Genomic DNA, 17,908 nt, shown 5'->3' with positions numbered 1-17,908 from the left:
GGCGGACCGGCTCGGCCTTACCTGTCAGCGCTCGCGACACGCGCTAGCGGTTGGGCTCTGCAGCCAGGACACCCGCATCCCCGCCGCCCCGGCACTCCAGCCAGCGCAGATAGCCCGCGAGTGCCACCCCAGCGCCGAGCATCAGCAGCGCACCCAGCACCACGCCGGGCCAGCCCATCCAATGCCAGAAGGGGCCAAGATAGAAACTGCCGATACTGGCCCCGCCGTAGTAGCTCATGAGATAGAGGGAAGAGGCGCTGGCGCGCGCCTGGTGGGCGCTGCGATTGACCCAGCCGGCGGCCTGGGTGTGCGTGAAGAAAAAGCCGACGGCGTTGATGAGCATCCCGGCGATGATGGCTTCCAGACGCGGCACCAGGGTCAGCAGCGTCCCGCCCATGAGGATGAGGATGCCGCCGATCATGGCGAGCGGCTGGGACCGCCCGCCCACGATGCGCCCGGAAAAGCCCGCCGCCAGGGTGCCGGAGAGATAGGTCAGGAAGAGCAGACCGAGCGCCGCCGGTGACAGGTTGTAAGGCGGGGCGCTGAGCAGATAGGTGATGTAGCTGTAGAGGTTGATGAAGACCAGGAAGTTGAGACCGCCGACGAGACAGGCGAGCAGGATCACCGGGCTGGTCGCGTGCCCCGCCATATCCTTGACCAAGCCGATTAGACGCAATGGCTTGGGCGTGAAGTGGCGCGATGGCGGCAGCATCCAGGCGAAGGCGGTGAGAATCGCCAGGCTGAGGCAGCCGGTGACCAGGAAGCTCGCCTCCCAGCCCCAGGACGAGGCGACTGCGCCGCTGATGAGCCGCCCCGAGATGCCTCCCAGGGAGTTGCCGCTGATGTAGAGACCGATCGCCAGAATCAGGGCCTTGCGCTCGAATTCATCGCCCATGTAGGCCATGGCGACGGCGAGCAGTCCGCCGATGAAGAGTCCTTGGAAGGTCCGTAGTGCCAGCAGGGTCGTGAAATCCGGGGCGAAGGCCATGGCCAGGGAGCAGAGCGCCGTCAGCGCCATGGTCACCAGCATGATCCCGCGCCGCCCGATGGCGTCGGACAGCGGACCATAGACCAGCAGCGACAGGCTCAGCGTCAAGGTCGTCAGCGACACCGTCAGGCTGGCGTCGACGGGCGACACGCCCCAGGTCTGACTGAACAGCGGCAGCAGGGGCTGCGGCGTGTAGAGATTGATGAAGGTCAGGAAGGAGCCCAGGCTCAACGCCAGGGTCGCCCGCCAGAATGCGGGGGTGCGTGCAGCGATCATGCGGATGGAGCGGAACGAGACAATGCGTCAGTTTAGAGGCACTGCGCGCGTGCCTCATATCCACGCGCCCATGGGTATCGGCCTGGTCTTTCCCGATCCTTCGCGCCAGCCCGAACGACGAGCGCTTGCGCCGAAACCGGCTCGGAATCATCCTGTCGCCATTACTCGCGCGCGACGCACACACGCCCCATTCGGCCGATCCAGATGCCAACGCAGTCAGCACCGACCGAGCGCCTCAGCGGCGCCATCGAGCGGGTCACCTTTCACAGCCCCGAGAGCGGCTTCTGCGTACTGCGGATCAAGGTGCGCGGGGAGCGCGAGCTGGTCACCCTGATCGGCTCCGCCCCCAGCGTCACGCCGGGCGAGTACCTGGAGGCCGAGGGCTGGTGGGTCAACGATCGCGAGCACGGGCTGCAATTCAAGGCGATCGATCTGCGCATCATCCCGCCCCGGACGCTCGACGGCATCGAGCGCTACCTGGGCTCGGGCATGGTCAAGGGCATCGGCCCGCACTTCGCGCGCAAGCTGGTGCGCGCCTTCGGCGAGCGCGTCTTCGACGTCATCGAGGACAGCCCCGACAGACTGCTGGAGCTGGAAGGCATCGGCCCCAAGCGCCAGAAGCGCGTCACCCAGGCCTGGGCGGAGCAGAAGGTCATCCGCGAGATCATGGTCTTCCTGCAGTCCCATGGCGTCGGCACGGCGCGTGCGGTGCGCATCTACAAGACCTATGGCGACCAAGCCGTGGAGCAGGTGCGCGAAAACCCCTATCGCCTGGCGCTCGACATCCACGGCATCGGCTTCAAGACGGCGGACACCATCGCCGAGCGACTGGGCATTCCGCGCGACTCGCTCATCCGGGCACAGGCCGGCGTGCGGCACGTGCTCCAGGAGATCGCCGGCGAGGGGCACTGCGCGGCCTGGCACGAAACCCTGGTCGCACAGTCCAACGCCCTGCTGGAGATCCCGATCCCCATCATCGAGGAAGCGATCCAGGTCGAGCTGACGGAAGAGCGGCTGATCGCCGAGCCCATCGACGAGCGGCCCGCGCTCTTCCTGACCCCATTGCAGCGCGCCGAGATCGGGATCGTCCGCAGCCTCGAGCGTCTGCAGCTCGACCCGCCGCCCTGGGGCGCCATGGAGACCGACAAGGCGCTGCCCTGGGTCGAGGCCAAGACCGGCCTGGCCCTGTCCGACTCGCAGCGCGCCGCCATCGCGGCCACGGTGTCCGGCAAGGTCGGCATCATCACGGGTGGGCCGGGCGTGGGCAAGACCACGGTGGTCAACAGCATCCTGCGCATCTTGCGCGCCAAGGGCGTCGACGTCCTGCTCTGCGCCCCGACCGGCCGCGCCGCCAAGCGCCTGTCCGAATCCACCGGCGGCGAGGCCAAGACCATCCATCGGCTGCTGGAATTCGACCCTCAGACCATGGGCTTTCGCCGCGACCAGTACAGCCCGCTCGAGACCGACCTGCTGGTCGTCGACGAGGTCTCCATGGTCGACCTGGTGCTCATGAATCAGCTGCTGCGCGCGGTGCCGACGCACGCCGGCGTCCTGCTGGTCGGCGACGTCGATCAGCTCCCTTCGGTCGGGCCTGGTGCCGTGCTGGCCGATCTCATCGGCTCGGGGACCGTGCCGACCGCCCGGCTCACCGAGATTTTCCGCCAGGCCGCCGCCTCCCGCATCGTCGTCAACGCCCACCGCATCAACGCCGGTCAGATGCCCGAGATCCCGCACGGCGACCACCCAGACAGCGACTTCTACCTCATCCGCTGCGACACGCCCGAGGCCATCCACGACAGGCTGATGCGCGTCGTCACCCAGCGCATCCCCGAGCGCTTCGGCCTGGACCCGGTCCGCGACGTCCAGGTCCTCACGCCCATGAACCGGGGCGGCCTGGGCTCGCGCGCCCTCAACGTCGCCCTGCAGACGGCGCTCAACCCCAGCGCTCAGCCGCGCATCGAGCGCTTCGGCTGGAGCTACGCGCCTGGCGACAAGGTCATCCAGCTGGTCAACGACTACGACAAGGAGGTCTTCAATGGCGACATCGGACGCATCCAGTCGATCGATGCCGAGGAAGGACTGCTGAGCATCGACTTCGACGGCCGCGCCGTCGTGTACGAGACCGGCGAGCTCGACGAGGTCGCCCTCGCCTACGCCACCAGCGTCCACAAGGCCCAGGGCTCGGAGTACCCGGCCGTCGTCATCCCGCTCGCCACTCAGCACTACAGCCTGCTGCAGCGCAACCTGCTCTACACGGCCGTCACCCGCGGCAAGCGCCTGGTCGTACTCATCGCCCAGCCGAAGGCCCTGGGAATGGCGGTCAAGAAGACCGAATCGAGCCGGCGCTTGACCAAACTGAGGTCGAGACTAGGCGAGGCAGGTCAGACCGGGCTCGATGCCTAAGAAGGAGTGCTAGGATTCAGGCTAAGCGAGTCCTGTCTTCAAGATGCCGTTCGCACGGACTCACCATGCAAGGAGGGACGCAACTTTGGCGCGAGCGAGTATCACCGAGAGATTCGACGAGTACTTCCAGGTCTTGCTGGCGACGAGCCCGGAGCAGCTCGAGCAGGTGTATCAGGTGCGCTACGAGGTTTTCTGTCAGGAGTTCCACTACTTGGCGGAAACCCAGTACCCCGATCACCTCGAGCGCGACGAATACGACGACTTCGCGCAGCACGCCTTGATGATCCACCGCGCAAGCCGGCGTCCGGTCGGATGCATTCGTCTGATCAAGGCAAATCAGGGAGGCCAGGCCTACACGACCCTCCCATTCGAGCGTCACTACGAGCCTCTTCCAGATCCTCCGATCGACCCAGGATCGCTCCGCCGAGATCGTCTTGGAGAGATGTCACGACTCGCTGCCGTCGAAGCATTTCGACGCCGCCAGAACGACGAAAAGAAGCCCGTCAGCCTCACGGAAGCGCATGAGCCGGATGCCGCCGGACGCCGCAGCAGTTTTCCCTTCATCCCAGTCGGTCTCTTCATGACCGGGATGTCCATGTTCCTGCGCAGCTCTACGGACATCGCATTCGCCATGATGGAGCCACGACTGGCGCGGCTGCTGCAACGCTTTGGCGTCTACTTCACGCAAGCGGGAGAGCTGGTCGATTACCACGGACCGCGCGCGCCCTTCTTCCTCGAGAGGAAGGGCGCCTTGGATTCGCTCCTCCCCGAAGTCTCCGAGCTGCTGTCCCTTATCGATACGCAGTTGTTCGCGGGCACTCCCGACCAATCGACCTCTGGTCACGAAGAACGCTGACGAGACCGCCCATCGAGTCAGCAGGATCAGTCTCAACGCCGACAAGGAGCATGCCAATGAAGCCAACCCAGTCACCCGGCTACGTGGACGCCGATTATTTGCAGGCAGCGGCGCAGCTGCTCGCCCCTGTCAAGCTGCGCAGCTATGAGCTGATGCGAGCCCAGCCCGGCCAAAGCATCCTCGACGTCGGCTGTGGTCCTGGATTGGACACCCTCGCGCTTGCACAGACACTAGGACCCGAGGGACGTGCGGTCGGCGTGGACGGCGACGAGGCCATGGTTGCACTGGCGAATCGGCGGGCCGCTCAGGCTGGCTTGGCTGGCTCGACCCACCATGAGTGCGGCTCTGCCGAAGCCCTGCCTTTTGCCCCACTGACATTCGATGCCTGCCGCAGTGAGCGTTTGCTCATTCATCTGAGGGATCCCCGAAAGGCCCTTCGGGAGATGATTCGGGTCACGAAGACTGATGGCCGCGTGGTCGTCGTCGATTCCGACTGGGGAACCCTGTCCATCGATACGGAGCAGACCAATACCGAGCGCCAGCTCGCACGCTTTCGCGCCGAGACGCTCTTGAGCAATGGCTATTCTGGGCGGCAGCTATTCAGGCTCTTCAAGGAATGCGGCCTTGCGGAGGTCACGCTGGAAGTCGTCCCCATCGCACTCACGGCCAACCTAGGCTTGGCTCGCTATCTCACAAAGCTGGACGAGGTCGAGCAAGGCGCCTTGGAGACTGGGCTGTTGTCCCAAGGGGAGCTGAGGGACTGGCAGCAGGAGCTGGCACTCGCCGAGCGGCAGGGAACCTTCTTCGGAAGCATGTGCATTGTGCTCGTCGCGGGACGCAAGCCCTGATCAGAGGCCGCGATCAGGCCAAGGAGTCGACACACACCAGGGTGGATCAAAAGCGGTAAGAGGCAAGAACGGAGAAGAGTGTCCAGTAACGCTCGGTACCGATCCGCCCAGGATTCTCCAGCTCGGACAGCCAGCCCGTGCCGTCAATGTAGTGCAGCTCCGTCCTCAACATGAATGACGGGGTGACATCCCAGCGCAGGCCGAATGCCAAATCCTTTGCGAAACGGCTGTGCGCCGGCAGCCCAGTCAGCTCCGAAAAGGACTTGCCATTGCGATCATCCCTGTCCCAGTAGAGCACGTCATACCTGGCCATGGCCTCCCAATGTGGCGCGAAACGATAGCGCCCCTGCAGATAATACCCTTCACCCGTATAGCCGAGATCCGGGAAGAAGGGGCCGAAATCGCGCAAGCTACCGGATCGGCTGACGAATTCCGCGGTCAGATCCCAGTACCGCGCGTTGTACTGGGCGGAGAGGATCAGCATGTCGAGATTGAAGTCGCCATCCGATAAGGGATCGCGCAGACCCGCGCTGTCATACCCGAGTCTCATTTGGATGCCGGAGAGCATGAAGCGAAGATCGCCACCGTCGCTTTCGTAGGCGAGTCGTCCGACCCACGACGGCTGCGGCTCCAGCTTGCCAGGCTGATCACCAAAGAAGACAGATCGCTCGATGTCGGGGTCTTCGACGCGTGGCAGGCCCACTGTCAGCTGCAGCATCAGATTCCCGCTCGCCATATGCCGCTCGCCATAGAGCTGAGCACCATCCGAAGATAGGGCGAGGTTGCGGTTCACATCGAAATAGACGGACTGCGGCAAGAGGATGCTCGGACGAATGAAGGCGACGTCACGCGTGTCGTTGTAGAAGCCGAAAGGGTTCAGGACTCGGCCTAGCCGCAGCCCCCATCGATCCTCTGTGCACTCGATGAAAGTGTAATCGAGGAAGCCGTAATCCAATCGCGGGGCTCCGTCATCCGTCTCGCCCGCATTGCGTGAGAGCGCCTGCAGCGACAGCTGCAAGCTGGGCGTCACCCGCCATGATCCATTGAGCCCCAGCTCGCGGAAGTCGAAGTCGCCGCCGTCGATGGTGTCGCCGAAGAAATTGTTGCCCGTGGTCAGGATGTAGGCCTGAGTCGCGAAGCCATGGATCTGCAGGTTCTCGGGCAGCTCGAACGGCTCGGCCCCAGCGCCGCACGAGAGGCCGAGCATGAGCCAGCGCGCCCAAGCGCAGCCACGCTCGAAAGCTGGGCGAAGATGACGAAACAACACTGTCGAAGCTCCCTTGCTTGGCTCTCTGGCTCGTTGCCGCCCGGCCGTGGCTCAGGTACCGACCGCGAGCCGCGGACCTCGTCCCGACACGACGCAGGCTCCCGTAAGACTAGCCGCTACCGGCCCCGCTGCCCCCCAGATCCTCGGCAAAAAAATCGCATCCGCGACTAGGGCACTATCGCATTCGAGCGCCGAGGCGGGCCAGCTCGTCCGCGATCTGGACGATCTCATCCGCGCGCACGATCAGGCCCCGCCAGCGCTCTGGTATGGCGGAGATGCCATAGTATGCACCGGCGAGCTGGCCATAGATGGCGCCCGTGGTGTCGGCATCCTCGCCGAGATTGACGGCTTTCAGTGCACCGGCCTCGAAATCCTCGGCACTGTAGAAGGCCCAGAGCGCTGCCTCCAGGGACTGAGCCACATAGCCGGTGCCGCGGATCTCCGGCGGCTGACGCTCCTTGAAACGGCCAGCCGCGATCGGGTCGATCTGCCCGCCGAGCGGATAGGCCGTCCAGTCCACGCCCTGCGGCGCGAAATACGGGCTCAACAGCGCGTCCTTTGAACGCCCTTCCAGCGCACCGACCATTAGTGCCGTCATGTAGCGACAGGCGTCCACGGCCTCGGCCGCCCCATGCGTCGTGCGAGACATGCTGCGCGCACAGCGGACCGCCTCGACCGGCTCCCGCGCGAAGGCCAAGGGAATGGGTGCCAGCCGCATCAGCGAGCCATTGCCTGCGGTACGCGGGGCTTCGGATCCGGCATAGGGATCCCCGGTCGCCTCGAAGCGCCTCAAGGCCGCGGCCACGGTGTTGCCGATGTCGAAGCAGCGGCCTGTGCTGCTCCAATGGCCGTGGTCGCGCCAGCGCAGATAGCGACGCATCTGATCCGCGGCATCCAAACCTTGGCATTCAATGAGGCTTTCGGCGAGACAGAGGGCCATGGAGGTATCGTCGGTCCAGTGTCCGGGCGCCAGCCCGAAGGGGCCACCGCCGACCATGTCGGCGATCGGCTCGAAGCCGCCAGGCTGCGTGAATTCGAGCGTGACGCCCAGGGCGTCGCCAACCGCCAAGCCGGTGAGGGCGCCGCGATAACGATCGACAGGCGTTGGCATGGACATCAAAGCAGCCCCTGATAGATCGCCAGGTCGTCTGCGGAGAAACAGCAGAAGATGACCTCCTCGATGCCAGGATGCGCAGCGGCCGCGGCACGCACGCTGTCGACGGCGACACCGGCCGCGCTGTCGACGGGATAACCGTAGACGCCGGTGCTGATGCTGGGAAAAGCCAGTGTCTCGATACCCTGCTGTGAAGCGACCTCGATCGAGCGCCGGTAGCAGGAGGCCAGCAGCTCCGGCTCGCCGTGCCCGCCGCCATGCCACACGGGTCCCACCGTGTGGATGACGAAGCGCGCCGGCAGCAGGTAGCCCCGGGTGAGCTTGGCGTCTCCGGTCGCGCAGCCGCCCAGCGTCTTGCACTCCTCCAGCAGCTCCGGCCCTGCGGCACGATGAATGGCGCCGTCCACGCCGCCCCCACCGAGGAGGGATGCATTGGCGGCGTTGACGATGGCATCGACCGCCAGGGTAGTGATATCGGCCTGCAGCGCGCGCAGTCTGGTCGTCATCGGCGGCTCTCCGTTAATGTCCAGACTGCAATTTGAAACCCAAAGGCCTGGCAACGCAAAGCCGAGAGCTGGCCTGACCCAGACCTGAAACTTACCCTGAAACACCACCACACTTCCTGGCGACCGCTCTGTGGTGCCACACGCGCAACAGGCGCTCCGCGACGACCTGGCTCGGCAGGCCAGCCCGCCCTCGAAGGCCCCCTGGCGCAGAGCCTCAAGAGTGACGCGGCGGACTTTCAGCTCCAGCCCGGCGCCGCGGACCTGCTACCCTTTCCCGGTCAGCTCAAGCCTCATGCCCGCGCCAGGAGCACCCCATGCGCTTCTTCAATACCGAGGGCCCCGTCAGGCCGGACGACCACTATTGCCTGCCGCCGCTGTCGCGCTGGGATCTCGACGAGATCCTCATGCTGATTTCCCAGAAGAAGTACTTCCTGCTCCATGCACCGCGCCAGACCGGCAAGACGACCTGTCTGCTCGCGCTGATGGAGCGGCTCAACCGGGAGGGACGCTATCAAGCCGTCTACGCCAATCTCGAGACCGCCCAAGCTGCTCGAGAGGACGTGGCCCTGGCCATGGCGGACATCGTCCAGACAGTGGCGGCAGAGGCCAGTCGCCAGAGCGGAGATCCGAGGCTCGAGCCCATAGCCCGTGAGGTGCTGGCCGACAATACCCCCACGCGGGCGCTGCGCGCCTTTCTGGCGCACTGCAGCGAGCGCCTGGCCCGACCGCTGGCGCTCTTCTTGGACGAGGTCGACGCACTGGTCGGAGACACCCTCATCTCGCTGCTGCGCCAGCTGCGCGCGGGCTACACCCAGCGCCCCGAGCACTTCCCGCAGACGGTCGTGCTCTGCGGCGTGCGCGACCTGCGCGACTACCGGATCCATTCCAGCGCCGATAAGGCCGTGATCACCGGCGGCAGCGCCTTCAACATCAAGGCGAAATCGCTGCGCCTGGGGGACTTTTCGGCGGACGAGGTCGTGCGCCTGCTCGCCGAGCATACCCGCGAGACCGCTCAGGTCTTCACCCCGGAGGCGGTGGCGCACGTCTGGACACTGACTCGAGGCCAGCCCTGGCTGGTCAATGCGCTCGCTTACGAGGCGTGCTTCGAGAGGCCCGCCGGACGCGACCGCGCCCGCCCCATCGACCGCGACATGATCGAGCAGGCCAAGGAGGCCCTCATCGCGCGGCGCGTCACCCACCTCGACCAGCTCGCCGACAAGCTGCGCGAGCCACGGGTGCGCGCCGTCATCGAGCCGATGTTGGCCGGAACCAGTCTCGGCGAGGTGCCGATCGACGACATCGAGTATCTGCTGGATCTGGGGCTGCTGCGCCAGGATCCCGCCGGCGGTCTGGTGGTCGCCAATCCCATGTATCGCGAGGTGCTGCCACGGATGCTGGCCTTCACGCCGCAAGCCTCGCTGCCGCATATCCGGCCGACCTGGCTGACCAGCGACGGCGGCCTCGACCCAGACCGCCTCCTCGATGCCTTCCTCGCCTTCTGGCGTCAGCACGGCCAACCCCTGCTCGGCAGCGCCCCCTACCATGAGATCGCACCACACTTGGTGCTCATGGCCTTCCTGCACCGGGTCGTCAACGGCGGCGGGACGCTGGAGCGCGAGTACGCCATCGGCTCCGGGCGCATGGATCTCTGTCTAAGCTACGGGGCGGTGACGCTCGGCATGGAGCTGAAGGTCTGGCGCCCGGGCGAGGCCGATCCGCTTCCCCAAGGGCTCGCCCAGCTCGACAGCTATCTCGCCGGGCTCGGTCTCGACAGCGGCTGGCTGGTGATCTTCGACCGCCGCCCCGATCAGCCCCAGATCGCCGAGCGGACAGAGAGCTTGCCGACGATGAGTCCCGGCGGGCGCCGGGTCCAGGTGATCCGGGGCTGAAGCTCGGCCTCTGAGATTCTTCGACTGGCGTTTAGGCGTTATGGCCTCAGTCATCGTTTCGGCCAGTCCACCAGCCCCTGCGCGGAATTCGGTGGACTTCGCCCGGCCTCGTCCACCCTACCGGGCCAACTGATGAAAAAGGCTGGCGTTTTGCTCTGCGCCCGCTCGTGCGCCTCGCCATCCTGCATTGGAGGAGAAGCTGACGCTTGACGCGTTGACCGCCAAGTCACCCTTTTCTTGGAGACGTCCCGGCTTCCGAGCAAGCAGGTTGACCTCTGGCATCAGCCAAGATCCGAGTGGGGCAAATGGGCAAGCGACCGCGCGCTTGAGATGGAAGCGAGCGCGTAGCACAGCCTTCAGCTCCCGCAGGCGGAAGCCCAGATGCTCGCGGTAGAAGCGGAAGCCAGGCGCAATCTCGGAGAGGGTGCGACCTCGCGGCGGACGCCCCAGAGTCGCAAGCAAGACATGGTCGGGGCGCGCATCGAAGCTGCCGTAGCGCCGCAGCATGCGGAAGACGCCCTTGTAGAGCGCGGGGATGCCGGTCTCCACGGGCACACCGATCACAAGAGTCCCACCCGGCCTCAGGAGACGGGATATGGATCGCATCGCCTGCTCGGTCTCGCGCGCGGGGAGATGCTCGAAGACCTCGAGACAGAAGAGGAGATCGACGGATTCCGGCGCGATCGCATCGACACGGGCAGAGAGCTCGACTTCGGGCGCCTGGGCCAGCGTCGCTTCGGCCTCGGCGCGCAGAAAGTCTGCCGGCTCGTAGCAGATGATGCGGGCCTGGGGGCGACACTGTGCGAGCTGCAGGCTCAGCGCGCCATCGCCCGCGCCATAGTCGCAAATCACGCGAGCGGCAGGCGCGGCTGCGAGGCCAAGCTCCAGGGCCGATGACAGGCGTCGGCGCTGCAGCCAGCGTTTGATGGCACTGCGGTCGTTGCGGGTGATGTCGGCGTAGGACACGTCAGCCCCGTGGCGATGCCTGATCCAGCTATTAGGATCCAGGCTTCTCCCGGCGCCGTCCAGGGGCCTCCGGGCGGCACATGCGCTGCCGGAGCCTCGGCCCAATCGAGCAGGCATTGCCGGGATTGGTCGACACTCGCTCGACGAATTCGACGCACGCAGAATGCCAATGGCTTGCCTTGGCGGTCGCACTGACCCGACGCGATGCGACCTACTCCGCCCACCCCCGTCGCGGCGAGGCGCCGCTCCCACAGATCGAGCGTCTGACCCGATCCGACGCCGTTCGACCGGGCCATCAAGCTAAGACTTGGCGCCATTTTTCTGGCGTGACAGCTGCCAGAAGTCGCCTCGTCTTTCTTTGCGGCCTTCGCGCCTTTGCGGTTCAAAAGAAACTGATCCAGGCTCAACCGTCCATCTGACCCGCGATCATGCGCGCCAGCCTGCCCAGGCGCTCTTCGACGGCGACCGGACGCCGACAGAGGAACCGAATGGACCGCTCGCGTGCATCGAAGACACGCTCCTCCACGGCCATGCGCTTGCGCAGCTCGGCCGCCTTGGCTGCAGACATCTCAGAGCCGTCCTGCTCCAGACGCACCAGCGCGTCGATCTCCTGGCCGATCACCTCGGCCCTGTGCGCCTGATCGCGCGAGTAGCGCTTGATGCCGTCGATGAGATGCGCCCGGTCCTTGTTGAGGAATTCGAGGACGCCGGCGAAGAGCAAGGTCAGCCGCGCGTCCTTCTGCCCGCCAGTCTGTGCCCCCGCGAATCCGGACACGGCCCGCTCCGCCTCTTCTTGGGCGGTGCCGGCGTCGCTGACCCGCCGGACCAAGGCCGCCACCTCGGCGTCGCCACGCCAATCCAAACCCTCGACCGGCGGCCCCGCCCAGACCACGGCGGCGGAGACCTCGGGCACCAGGACCTGAGGACAGGGCCAATCCGGGTCTTGACCCTGTCCCGGCGGCTGCGCCAGAACGGGGGCGCACAGGATGAGCAGGAGTAGACACCCGACCAATCGGGTCGCAGCGCGCTGGATTTCAATCATTGGATCATTCCTCGATACCGAACCTTGGCTAGACGCCCCTCAAACCGAGTCTGTCCAGCCCACTTCTTCGCGCCCTTCGCGGTTCAACCTGAAGAGAGCTGCCAGCTGCCAGCCTCCAGCGACCAGCGACCAGCCAATTGGGGTCAGCTCGTTGGCCGGCACAGGGTGCCCGCCCGAGCTCGCCCAATGGCTGACCGCTCTTCATCGGCTCAACGCACCTCCCCAGACTCAACCACCCTGCTTGAACCGCATCATCCCCCGCCCCGGGTCGTAGCCGTAAAGCGCCGCGAGCAAGAACACCAACAGGGCACCACTGACACCCAGCAGCGCCAGCCAGTTGACCTCCGCATAGAGCGCGAAACGGATCAGCTCGACCGCCCAGGTGAAGGGGTTGAAGCGGCAGATGTCGTAGAGCAGGACGCTGGAGTCACGGATGCGCCACAGCGGGTAGAGGGCGGAGGAGGCAAAGAACATGGGAAAGATGACGAAGTTCATCACCCCGGCGAAGTTCTCCAGCTGCTTGATGACCGAGGACAGGAAGAGCCCCAGCGCGCCGAGCATGAGCGCGGAGAGGATCAGGGCCGGAAACACCAGCAGGACGCCGAGCGGCGGCGGCTGCACGCCCCAAAACCAGGCGATCGCCAGGAAGATGTAGACCTGGACCACGGCCACCAGCGCGCCGGCGATGAGCTTGCTGAGCAAGAGGTACCAGCGCGGGAAGGGGCTGACCATCAGCAGCCGCATGCTGCCCATCTCGCGGTCGTAGACCATGGAGAGTGAGCTCTGCATGCCGCTGAAGAGAAGGATCATGGCGACCAGCCCTGGGACGATGTACTCCTCGTAGAGGATGTAGGTCTCGTAGGGCGGGATGATGGACACGCCCAGGACCGAGCGAAAACCGGCGGCGAAGATGAAGAGCCAGACCAAGGGCCGCACCAGGGCGCCGAAGAAGCGCTCGCGCTGATGCAGGAAGCGCAGCCCCTCACGCGCCAGGATGCCGTTGAGACAGCGGACATAGGCCCAGCCTGTCATGCCGCCTCCGCCGCGCCGGTCATGCGATTGAAGGCGGCGTGGACCGACTCCGTCCGGGTCTCTGCAAGCAGTCCCTCCGCCGAGCCCTGATAGAGCAGCCGCCCCTGGTGGAGCAGGAGCACCAGATCCGACGCCTGGACCTCGTCCACCAAGTGCGTCGCCCAGAGCACGCCGACACCGCGATCGGCGCAGATCCCGCGCACCTGATCGATGATGGCCTGCCGGCTGTGGACGTCCAGGCCGACCGTCGGCTCGTCCGCGAGCAGCAGTCTAGGCTGGTGCAGGAGGGCGCGGGCCAGCTCCAGGCGCCGCCGCTGACCGCCGCTGAGGGCTCGCACCTTATCCTTGGCGCGCTCGGCCAGCCCGGCGACCGCCAAGGCCGCATCGATGCGCGGCCGCATCTCGCCCGGTCGCAGCCCGTGGAGGGCGCAGTGATACTTCAGGTTCTGCAGCGCGCTCAGATCCAGGTCCAGAGTCGGCTGCTGGAAGACGACGCCCAGGTCGCCGAGGGCGCCGTGACTTTCTCTGGCGAGGTCCCGACCGAAGATGCGGATGCTGCCGGTCCGGCACAGAAAGAGCCGGGTGACGAGCGAGAAGAGCGTCGTCTTGCCGGCCCCGTTGATCCCCAGGAGGACGCAGAAGCAGCCGGGCGGGATGCGAAAGGAGACGTCCTCCAGCACCTGGCGACGCGGATAGGCGAAGCCGACGCCGCTGACCTCCAGGGCGGAAACGGGCTCGAATGTCACGGCGCGACCACGACGCCCCAGGGCAGGCGGCCGACCGGAATGGTCTTGAGCACCTTGAGCTTCTCCATGTCGATGACCGACATGTCGTTGCTGACACCATTGGTGGTGAACATCCGACTCTGGTCGGGCGAGAAATCCAGGTTCCAGACACGCTGCCCCACCAGCAGATATTTCTCCACGGCGAAGGTCTTGGTGTCCACGACGGCGACCCGCGCCGCCGGCCCAAGGGCGACGAAGGCGCGGCTGCCATCATCCGTGATGCGGATACCCACCGGCTGGATCAGCTCCCTGCGCATGCCGGGGATGGCGAACTCGATCACCTTGATCTTTTCCTTGGTCGCCACGTCGATCACGCTCACCGTGCCGCCGATCTCGGACGAGACCCAGACCTGCTGGCTGTCCGGGGTGAACTGCGCCACGCGCGGACGCTGATCGACCAGGACATTGGCGACCACTTCATGCTTGGCGATGTCGATGAAGTGGGCCATGTTGGTGGTCTCCGAGGTGTTGACCAGCCACTTCCCGTCCGGGCTCACGCCCATGCCCTCGGGCTCGACGCCCACCTGGATCTCGGTGACCTTGGAGCGGTCCTCGACATCGACCACGGTGACCATGTTGTCGTCCTCATTGGCCACGTAGAGGAAACGCCCCTGGGGGCCGAGCACCAGCAGCTCGGGGTCTGGCCCCGAGGGCAGGTTGTGCGTGACCTCCAGCGATGCCAGGTCCAGGACCTCGATGTGGTCTTCGTCGCTGGTGCAGACGTAGAGCGCCCTGTTGTCCTTGCTCAGGGCAATCCCGCGCGGGCGGGCGCCGACCTCGACGGTCTTCTTGATCTCCAGGCGCTCGCCGTCGACGACCGTGATGGTGTTGTCCTTCTCGCTGGAGACATAGGCGGTGTAGGCCTGAGCGCCGAGCGGCGCGAGCAGGCAGAGTCCGAGCAGCGCGCTGGTTCTTTGCAGCATGGCGTCCTCTTGGGTGGGAATGGCGTTTGCGGGATGTCGGCAAGCCTGGCGGCGGCGCCGGGGTGATCAATCGCGACCGCACTGGGTTTCGCCGCGGTCGTAGCCCAGGGTGTCCAGAACGGAGAACTGGTGCAGGAAGCCTTGTTGGGGCGACACCGAGACCAGCACGCGCGGCTCGCTGAGCAGAATCGGCTGACGGACCTGACCGTTCCAGTCGCGGAACGACAGGGGCACGCCCTTGAAGGCCGCCAGCTCGAAGTCGGGGCTGAGGATGTAGTCGCGCAGCACCTGGGCATCGGCGGACTGGGTCCGGGTGGCGGCCTCGCCGATGCTGCGCACCGCCAGCCAGGCGGCATAGTCGAGCGGGGTCATGAGGCGTCCGGTCTCGTCACGGAAGCGGCGCTGGAATTGGGTCGCGCCCCACTGCTCCATGACGCCGCTCCAGGCGGCGGGGATCAGCCCCTGAGTGCCTCCGATCGGCCGCGGGCGGTAGGTCCGATAGTTGAGGTACTCGCCGAACTCATCCGCCTCGTCCGCGACCACGAGGATGTCGTAATCGTCCACCTGGGTGAAGCTGTTGGCGAGCTGCTGCTCGTTGAAGTGCCCGGAGTCCGTGCGCGAGGCGCCAGCCTCGAAGGTCCAGGCCTTCTCCTCGACGATCTTGGCGCCGAAGCGCTTGGCCGCCCGCTTGAGGGCGGCGGCGTAGGCCTGGTCGCCCGGGTGCGGACCCACGACGAGAAACCACTTCTGCCAGCGCTTCCAGGCCAGATACTGCGCCAGTGCGTCCGCGAGCATGGCGCGGCTCGGCGCCGTATGCAGCACATTTGCGCGGCAGTCCTGCGTGCGCAGCGGGTCGTCCGGGGCGCCGATGTTGAAGATGAGGCTGTCCCGCGCCTCCGGAAGATCCGCCAGCGCAAGCAAGGCCTCCGCGGGCAGGCTCACGAGAAAGAGCCGCAGCCCTTCGGCGTGGAGCTTGCGCAGCGCCCCTGAGGCGTCGTCGCCCTCGAGCGCCACCGGCGAGATCGAGAAGGCCTGTCCGGTGAAACGCCCTGTCGTGTTGTTGTCGCGAACGCCCTGCATGGCGCCCTCCAGACCGTCGTTCTCGATCGGGATCTCCAAGGACGACAGCGGAATGTATTCCTGCGGCTCGCGGCTGATCAGGCCGATGCGCACCTCCAGGGTCTCGGCCCAGCTGGTGCTCGCCAAGGCAGACAGCGACAAGAGCGTCGCCAGAACGAGTGTCGGGAGCGGCGCGACTGCGCCCCGCGGAGATGGTTTCACTGCAGGCATTGGGCTGTTGAGTGCGTCTCTCTGGTGGATTGCAGATCCGCAAACGCGGTGTGCGGTGATGTCCGGAGCCGGGGCAAGCCCCGCTCGGCCAGCGTGGGCAGCAAATTCCACGCCCGCTGCGGAAACACGTCCTGTCGCTTGCGCTCCGTGACTCCCGACAGGGGTCAGTCGATGTCGGCGTGGTGCACTGCGTGTCACTTCTGACACGCCAACTGAGAGCGCCAAGGCTCAAGCGCTCCGTTGAGCCGCAAGGCACACGAAGTGCGCAAAGGAGCCCGATGGATTGCGGAATCGATCTCGCTGGCGTCGATCGTCGCTTCGGCCAGTTGTCGCCCCGAGGGTGGACAAGCGCAGAGACTGTGAAGAAATTCTGTTTAGGTTGGGCTGAGGTACGAAGCCCAACATGGCGGCTAGCCTAACGCTCTGATTGTTGGGCCTCCTGCGTCGGCCCAACCTACACCAATCTGCGATCTTCGCGGTGCGCTTGGATGACTCTCACAGTCTCTCTCGCTCGTCCACCCTGCCGGTCCAACTGACGACCAAGGCCTGGGTATGGATTCGGAGGGCACGCGATTTGCTGAAGCCGCCGACAGTTGTCGGCCGGACCAGCCGCTGCGGTTCTGGCGAGCGGCCCGAGCAGCAATCTGGCGCCAGTGGCGCGACACTCACCAACGCGAGAGTAAGACGAGAGGCTCCATGCACCAGAGCGGGCTCTTCAATCGGATCGAGGTCGTCGCAGCGCTTTCGGGCCTGCTCCTGGCGGCCGGAAGCCTATCGGCGGCGGCAGGCGGCGAATGCGCGCAGTCGAAAGCCGCCGCCTACCCAACCACCGCCATCGCGGACTATGTCGTCGGCTGCATGCTCGCCAACGGGGCATCGGCAACCACCCTGGAGAAGTGCTCCTGCAGCTTCGACATCATCGCCGCGGCCGTCCCCTACGCCGAGTACGAGAAGGTCGAGACCCTGATGCGTCTGCAGCAGATCCAGGGCGGCGGGCGCACAGGCGCCTACAAGGGCTCGAGCTGGGCCAAGGGCGAGATGGAGCACTTCAAGGAAGTCCAGGCGGAATCCACGCTACGCTGCTTCTGATCCAAGCGACCGCTCCCGCCCCAAGCTGACCAATAACGACGAGAATGCTGAGAGAGGTATCCAAAGATGGGTGATCGACACGACCGCGTCTTGAGCCGCATGCTGCTCGCGCTCGGGCTCACGATCGGTGCCCCGGCCGCAGTCCTGGCCGTCGATGGCGAAACGCTCTACAAACAGAAGATCTGCCACACCTGCCATGGAGATCGACCCAGCGAGCCCATCCTGCCGCTCTACCCCAAGCTCTCCGGCCAGAGCTCCGAGTACCTGCTGCAGCAAATGAAGGACATCCGCGACGGCAAGCGCACCAACGGCCTGTCCGCGGCGATGAAGGCCGTGGTCGGCAGCGTGACCGACGAAGAGTTCGAGATCATCTCCAACTGGCTGTCGACGCTCTGACGGCGACGGCCCGTCTTCCGCAGCGCCCGCCCCGATTGCGCGGCCGCAGTGCCAAGCTGCGCCGCGTCCCCGCTCCGATCGCCAAGCCACGCATCCGAGAGCCGCACTCGCGGTTTCACGCCCGCCAACTTGCGCCTGGCACAGGAGCTAAGGAGCTGTCCATGTCTTGTTTCCCGATTTGGGTCTCTGGTGACGCAGCTCCAGCTGCGTCACCCGCGAGACGAAGCTCCGCTTCGCG

The 17,908-nt window shown here is 65.8% G+C and carries 16 protein-coding genes; 6 read left to right on the top strand and 10 right to left on the bottom strand.

Annotated elements, in window-relative coordinates:
- Positions 1-43: 43 nt before the first annotated feature.
- Complete coding sequence (locus tag G3446_RS17870; protein WP_164454198.1) at positions 44-1,264, bottom strand: MFS transporter; 1,221 nt, start codon at positions 1,262-1,264, stop codon at positions 44-46.
- Between the two features lie 204 nt (positions 1,265-1,468).
- Here G3446_RS17870 and recD2 point away from each other — a divergent pair, with 204 nt between their 5' ends.
- The 3 genes from recD2 (at position 1,469) to G3446_RS17855 (ending at position 5,371) form a co-directional block, all read left to right on the top strand.
- Complete coding sequence (gene recD2, locus G3446_RS17865) at positions 1,469-3,667, top strand: SF1B family DNA helicase RecD2 (RefSeq protein ID WP_164454197.1); 2,199 nt, start codon at positions 1,469-1,471, stop codon at positions 3,665-3,667.
- Positions 3,668-3,752: 85 nt separating this feature from the next.
- Positions 3,753-4,523, top strand: coding sequence for a PEP-CTERM/exosortase system-associated acyltransferase (locus G3446_RS17860; protein ID WP_164454196.1), 771 nt, complete (start codon positions 3,753-3,755; stop codon positions 4,521-4,523).
- 56 nt (positions 4,524-4,579) lie between these two features.
- Entirely contained in the window at positions 4,580-5,371 is a 792-nt protein-coding gene (locus tag G3446_RS17855) for a methyltransferase domain-containing protein (protein WP_164454195.1), read from the top strand.
- 46 nt (positions 5,372-5,417) lie between these two features.
- Here G3446_RS17855 and G3446_RS17850 read toward each other — a convergent pair whose 3' ends face one another.
- The 3 genes from G3446_RS17850 to G3446_RS17840 all read right to left on the bottom strand — a co-directional run bounded on the left by G3446_RS17850 (position 5,418) and on the right by G3446_RS17840 (position 8,258).
- Complete coding sequence (locus G3446_RS17850; protein ID WP_164454194.1) at positions 5,418-6,578, bottom strand: porin family protein; 1,161 nt, start codon at positions 6,576-6,578, stop codon at positions 5,418-5,420.
- A gap of 235 nt (positions 6,579-6,813) precedes the next feature.
- Positions 6,814-7,755: an ADP-ribosylglycohydrolase family protein gene (locus tag G3446_RS17845; RefSeq protein WP_164454193.1), complete on the bottom strand. Its 942-nt coding sequence runs from the start codon at positions 7,753-7,755 to the stop codon at positions 6,814-6,816.
- Positions 7,755-8,258, bottom strand: coding sequence for an O-acetyl-ADP-ribose deacetylase (locus G3446_RS17840; protein ID WP_164454192.1), 504 nt, complete (start codon positions 8,256-8,258; stop codon positions 7,755-7,757). Before G3446_RS17840 ends, G3446_RS17845 begins: the two co-directional genes overlap by 1 nt.
- 314 nt (positions 8,259-8,572) lie before the next feature.
- Here G3446_RS17840 and G3446_RS17835 point away from each other — a divergent pair, with 314 nt between their 5' ends.
- Positions 8,573-10,147 carry an ATP-binding protein gene (locus G3446_RS17835; RefSeq protein ID WP_164454191.1) on the top strand — a complete coding sequence of 525 codons (1,575 nt, stop codon included), beginning with the start codon at positions 8,573-8,575 and terminating at the stop codon, positions 10,145-10,147.
- A gap of 117 nt (positions 10,148-10,264) precedes the next feature.
- On the opposite strand, the gene G3446_RS17830 is transcribed toward G3446_RS17835, so the two are convergent.
- The 6 genes from G3446_RS17830 to G3446_RS17805 form a co-directional block, all read right to left on the bottom strand.
- Positions 10,265-11,113 (bottom strand): methyltransferase, encoded by an 849-nt coding sequence (locus G3446_RS17830; RefSeq protein WP_164454190.1) that lies wholly within the window; start codon positions 11,111-11,113, stop codon positions 10,265-10,267.
- A gap of 403 nt (positions 11,114-11,516) precedes the next feature.
- The gene (locus G3446_RS17825; protein WP_164454189.1) at positions 11,517-12,155 is read right to left on the bottom strand and encodes a hypothetical protein; all 639 of its coding nucleotides are present in this window, start codon (positions 12,153-12,155) and stop codon (positions 11,517-11,519) included.
- Positions 12,156-12,383: 228 nt separating this feature from the next.
- Positions 12,384-13,187 (bottom strand): ABC transporter permease, encoded by an 804-nt coding sequence (locus tag G3446_RS17820; RefSeq protein ID WP_164454188.1) that lies wholly within the window; start codon positions 13,185-13,187, stop codon positions 12,384-12,386.
- Positions 13,184-13,933 (bottom strand): ATP-binding cassette domain-containing protein, encoded by a 750-nt coding sequence (locus tag G3446_RS17815; RefSeq protein ID WP_164454187.1) that lies wholly within the window; start codon positions 13,931-13,933, stop codon positions 13,184-13,186. Before G3446_RS17815 ends, G3446_RS17820 begins: the two co-directional genes overlap by 4 nt.
- Positions 13,930-14,895 carry a PQQ-dependent catabolism-associated beta-propeller protein gene (locus tag G3446_RS17810; protein ID WP_164454186.1) on the bottom strand — a complete coding sequence of 322 codons (966 nt, stop codon included), beginning with the start codon at positions 14,893-14,895 and terminating at the stop codon, positions 13,930-13,932. The genes G3446_RS17815 and G3446_RS17810 overlap by 4 nt, the downstream gene beginning before the upstream one ends.
- Before the next feature lie 66 nt (positions 14,896-14,961).
- Positions 14,962-16,116: an ABC transporter substrate-binding protein gene (locus tag G3446_RS17805; protein WP_245232578.1), complete on the bottom strand. Its 1,155-nt coding sequence runs from the start codon at positions 16,114-16,116 to the stop codon at positions 14,962-14,964.
- Positions 16,117-16,881: 765 nt separating this feature from the next.
- Between G3446_RS17805 and G3446_RS17800 the strand changes: the two genes are divergently transcribed.
- A complete protein-coding gene (locus G3446_RS17800) occupies positions 16,882-17,274 on the top strand; it encodes a hypothetical protein (protein WP_164454184.1) in 393 nt (130 codons plus the stop codon).
- A gap of 66 nt (positions 17,275-17,340) precedes the next feature.
- Positions 17,341-17,670 (top strand): c-type cytochrome, encoded by a 330-nt coding sequence (locus G3446_RS17795; RefSeq protein ID WP_164454183.1) that lies wholly within the window; start codon positions 17,341-17,343, stop codon positions 17,668-17,670.
- The last annotated feature ends 238 nt before the right edge of the window (positions 17,671-17,908 follow it).

This window comes from Thiorhodococcus minor (genome assembly GCF_010820565.1).
In the GTDB taxonomy this organism is placed as follows: Bacteria; Pseudomonadota; Gammaproteobacteria; order Chromatiales; family Chromatiaceae; genus Thiorhodococcus; species Thiorhodococcus minor.
The sequence above is the reverse complement of the archived record's forward strand: the minus strand, read 5'-3'. Positions and strand labels throughout refer to the sequence as shown.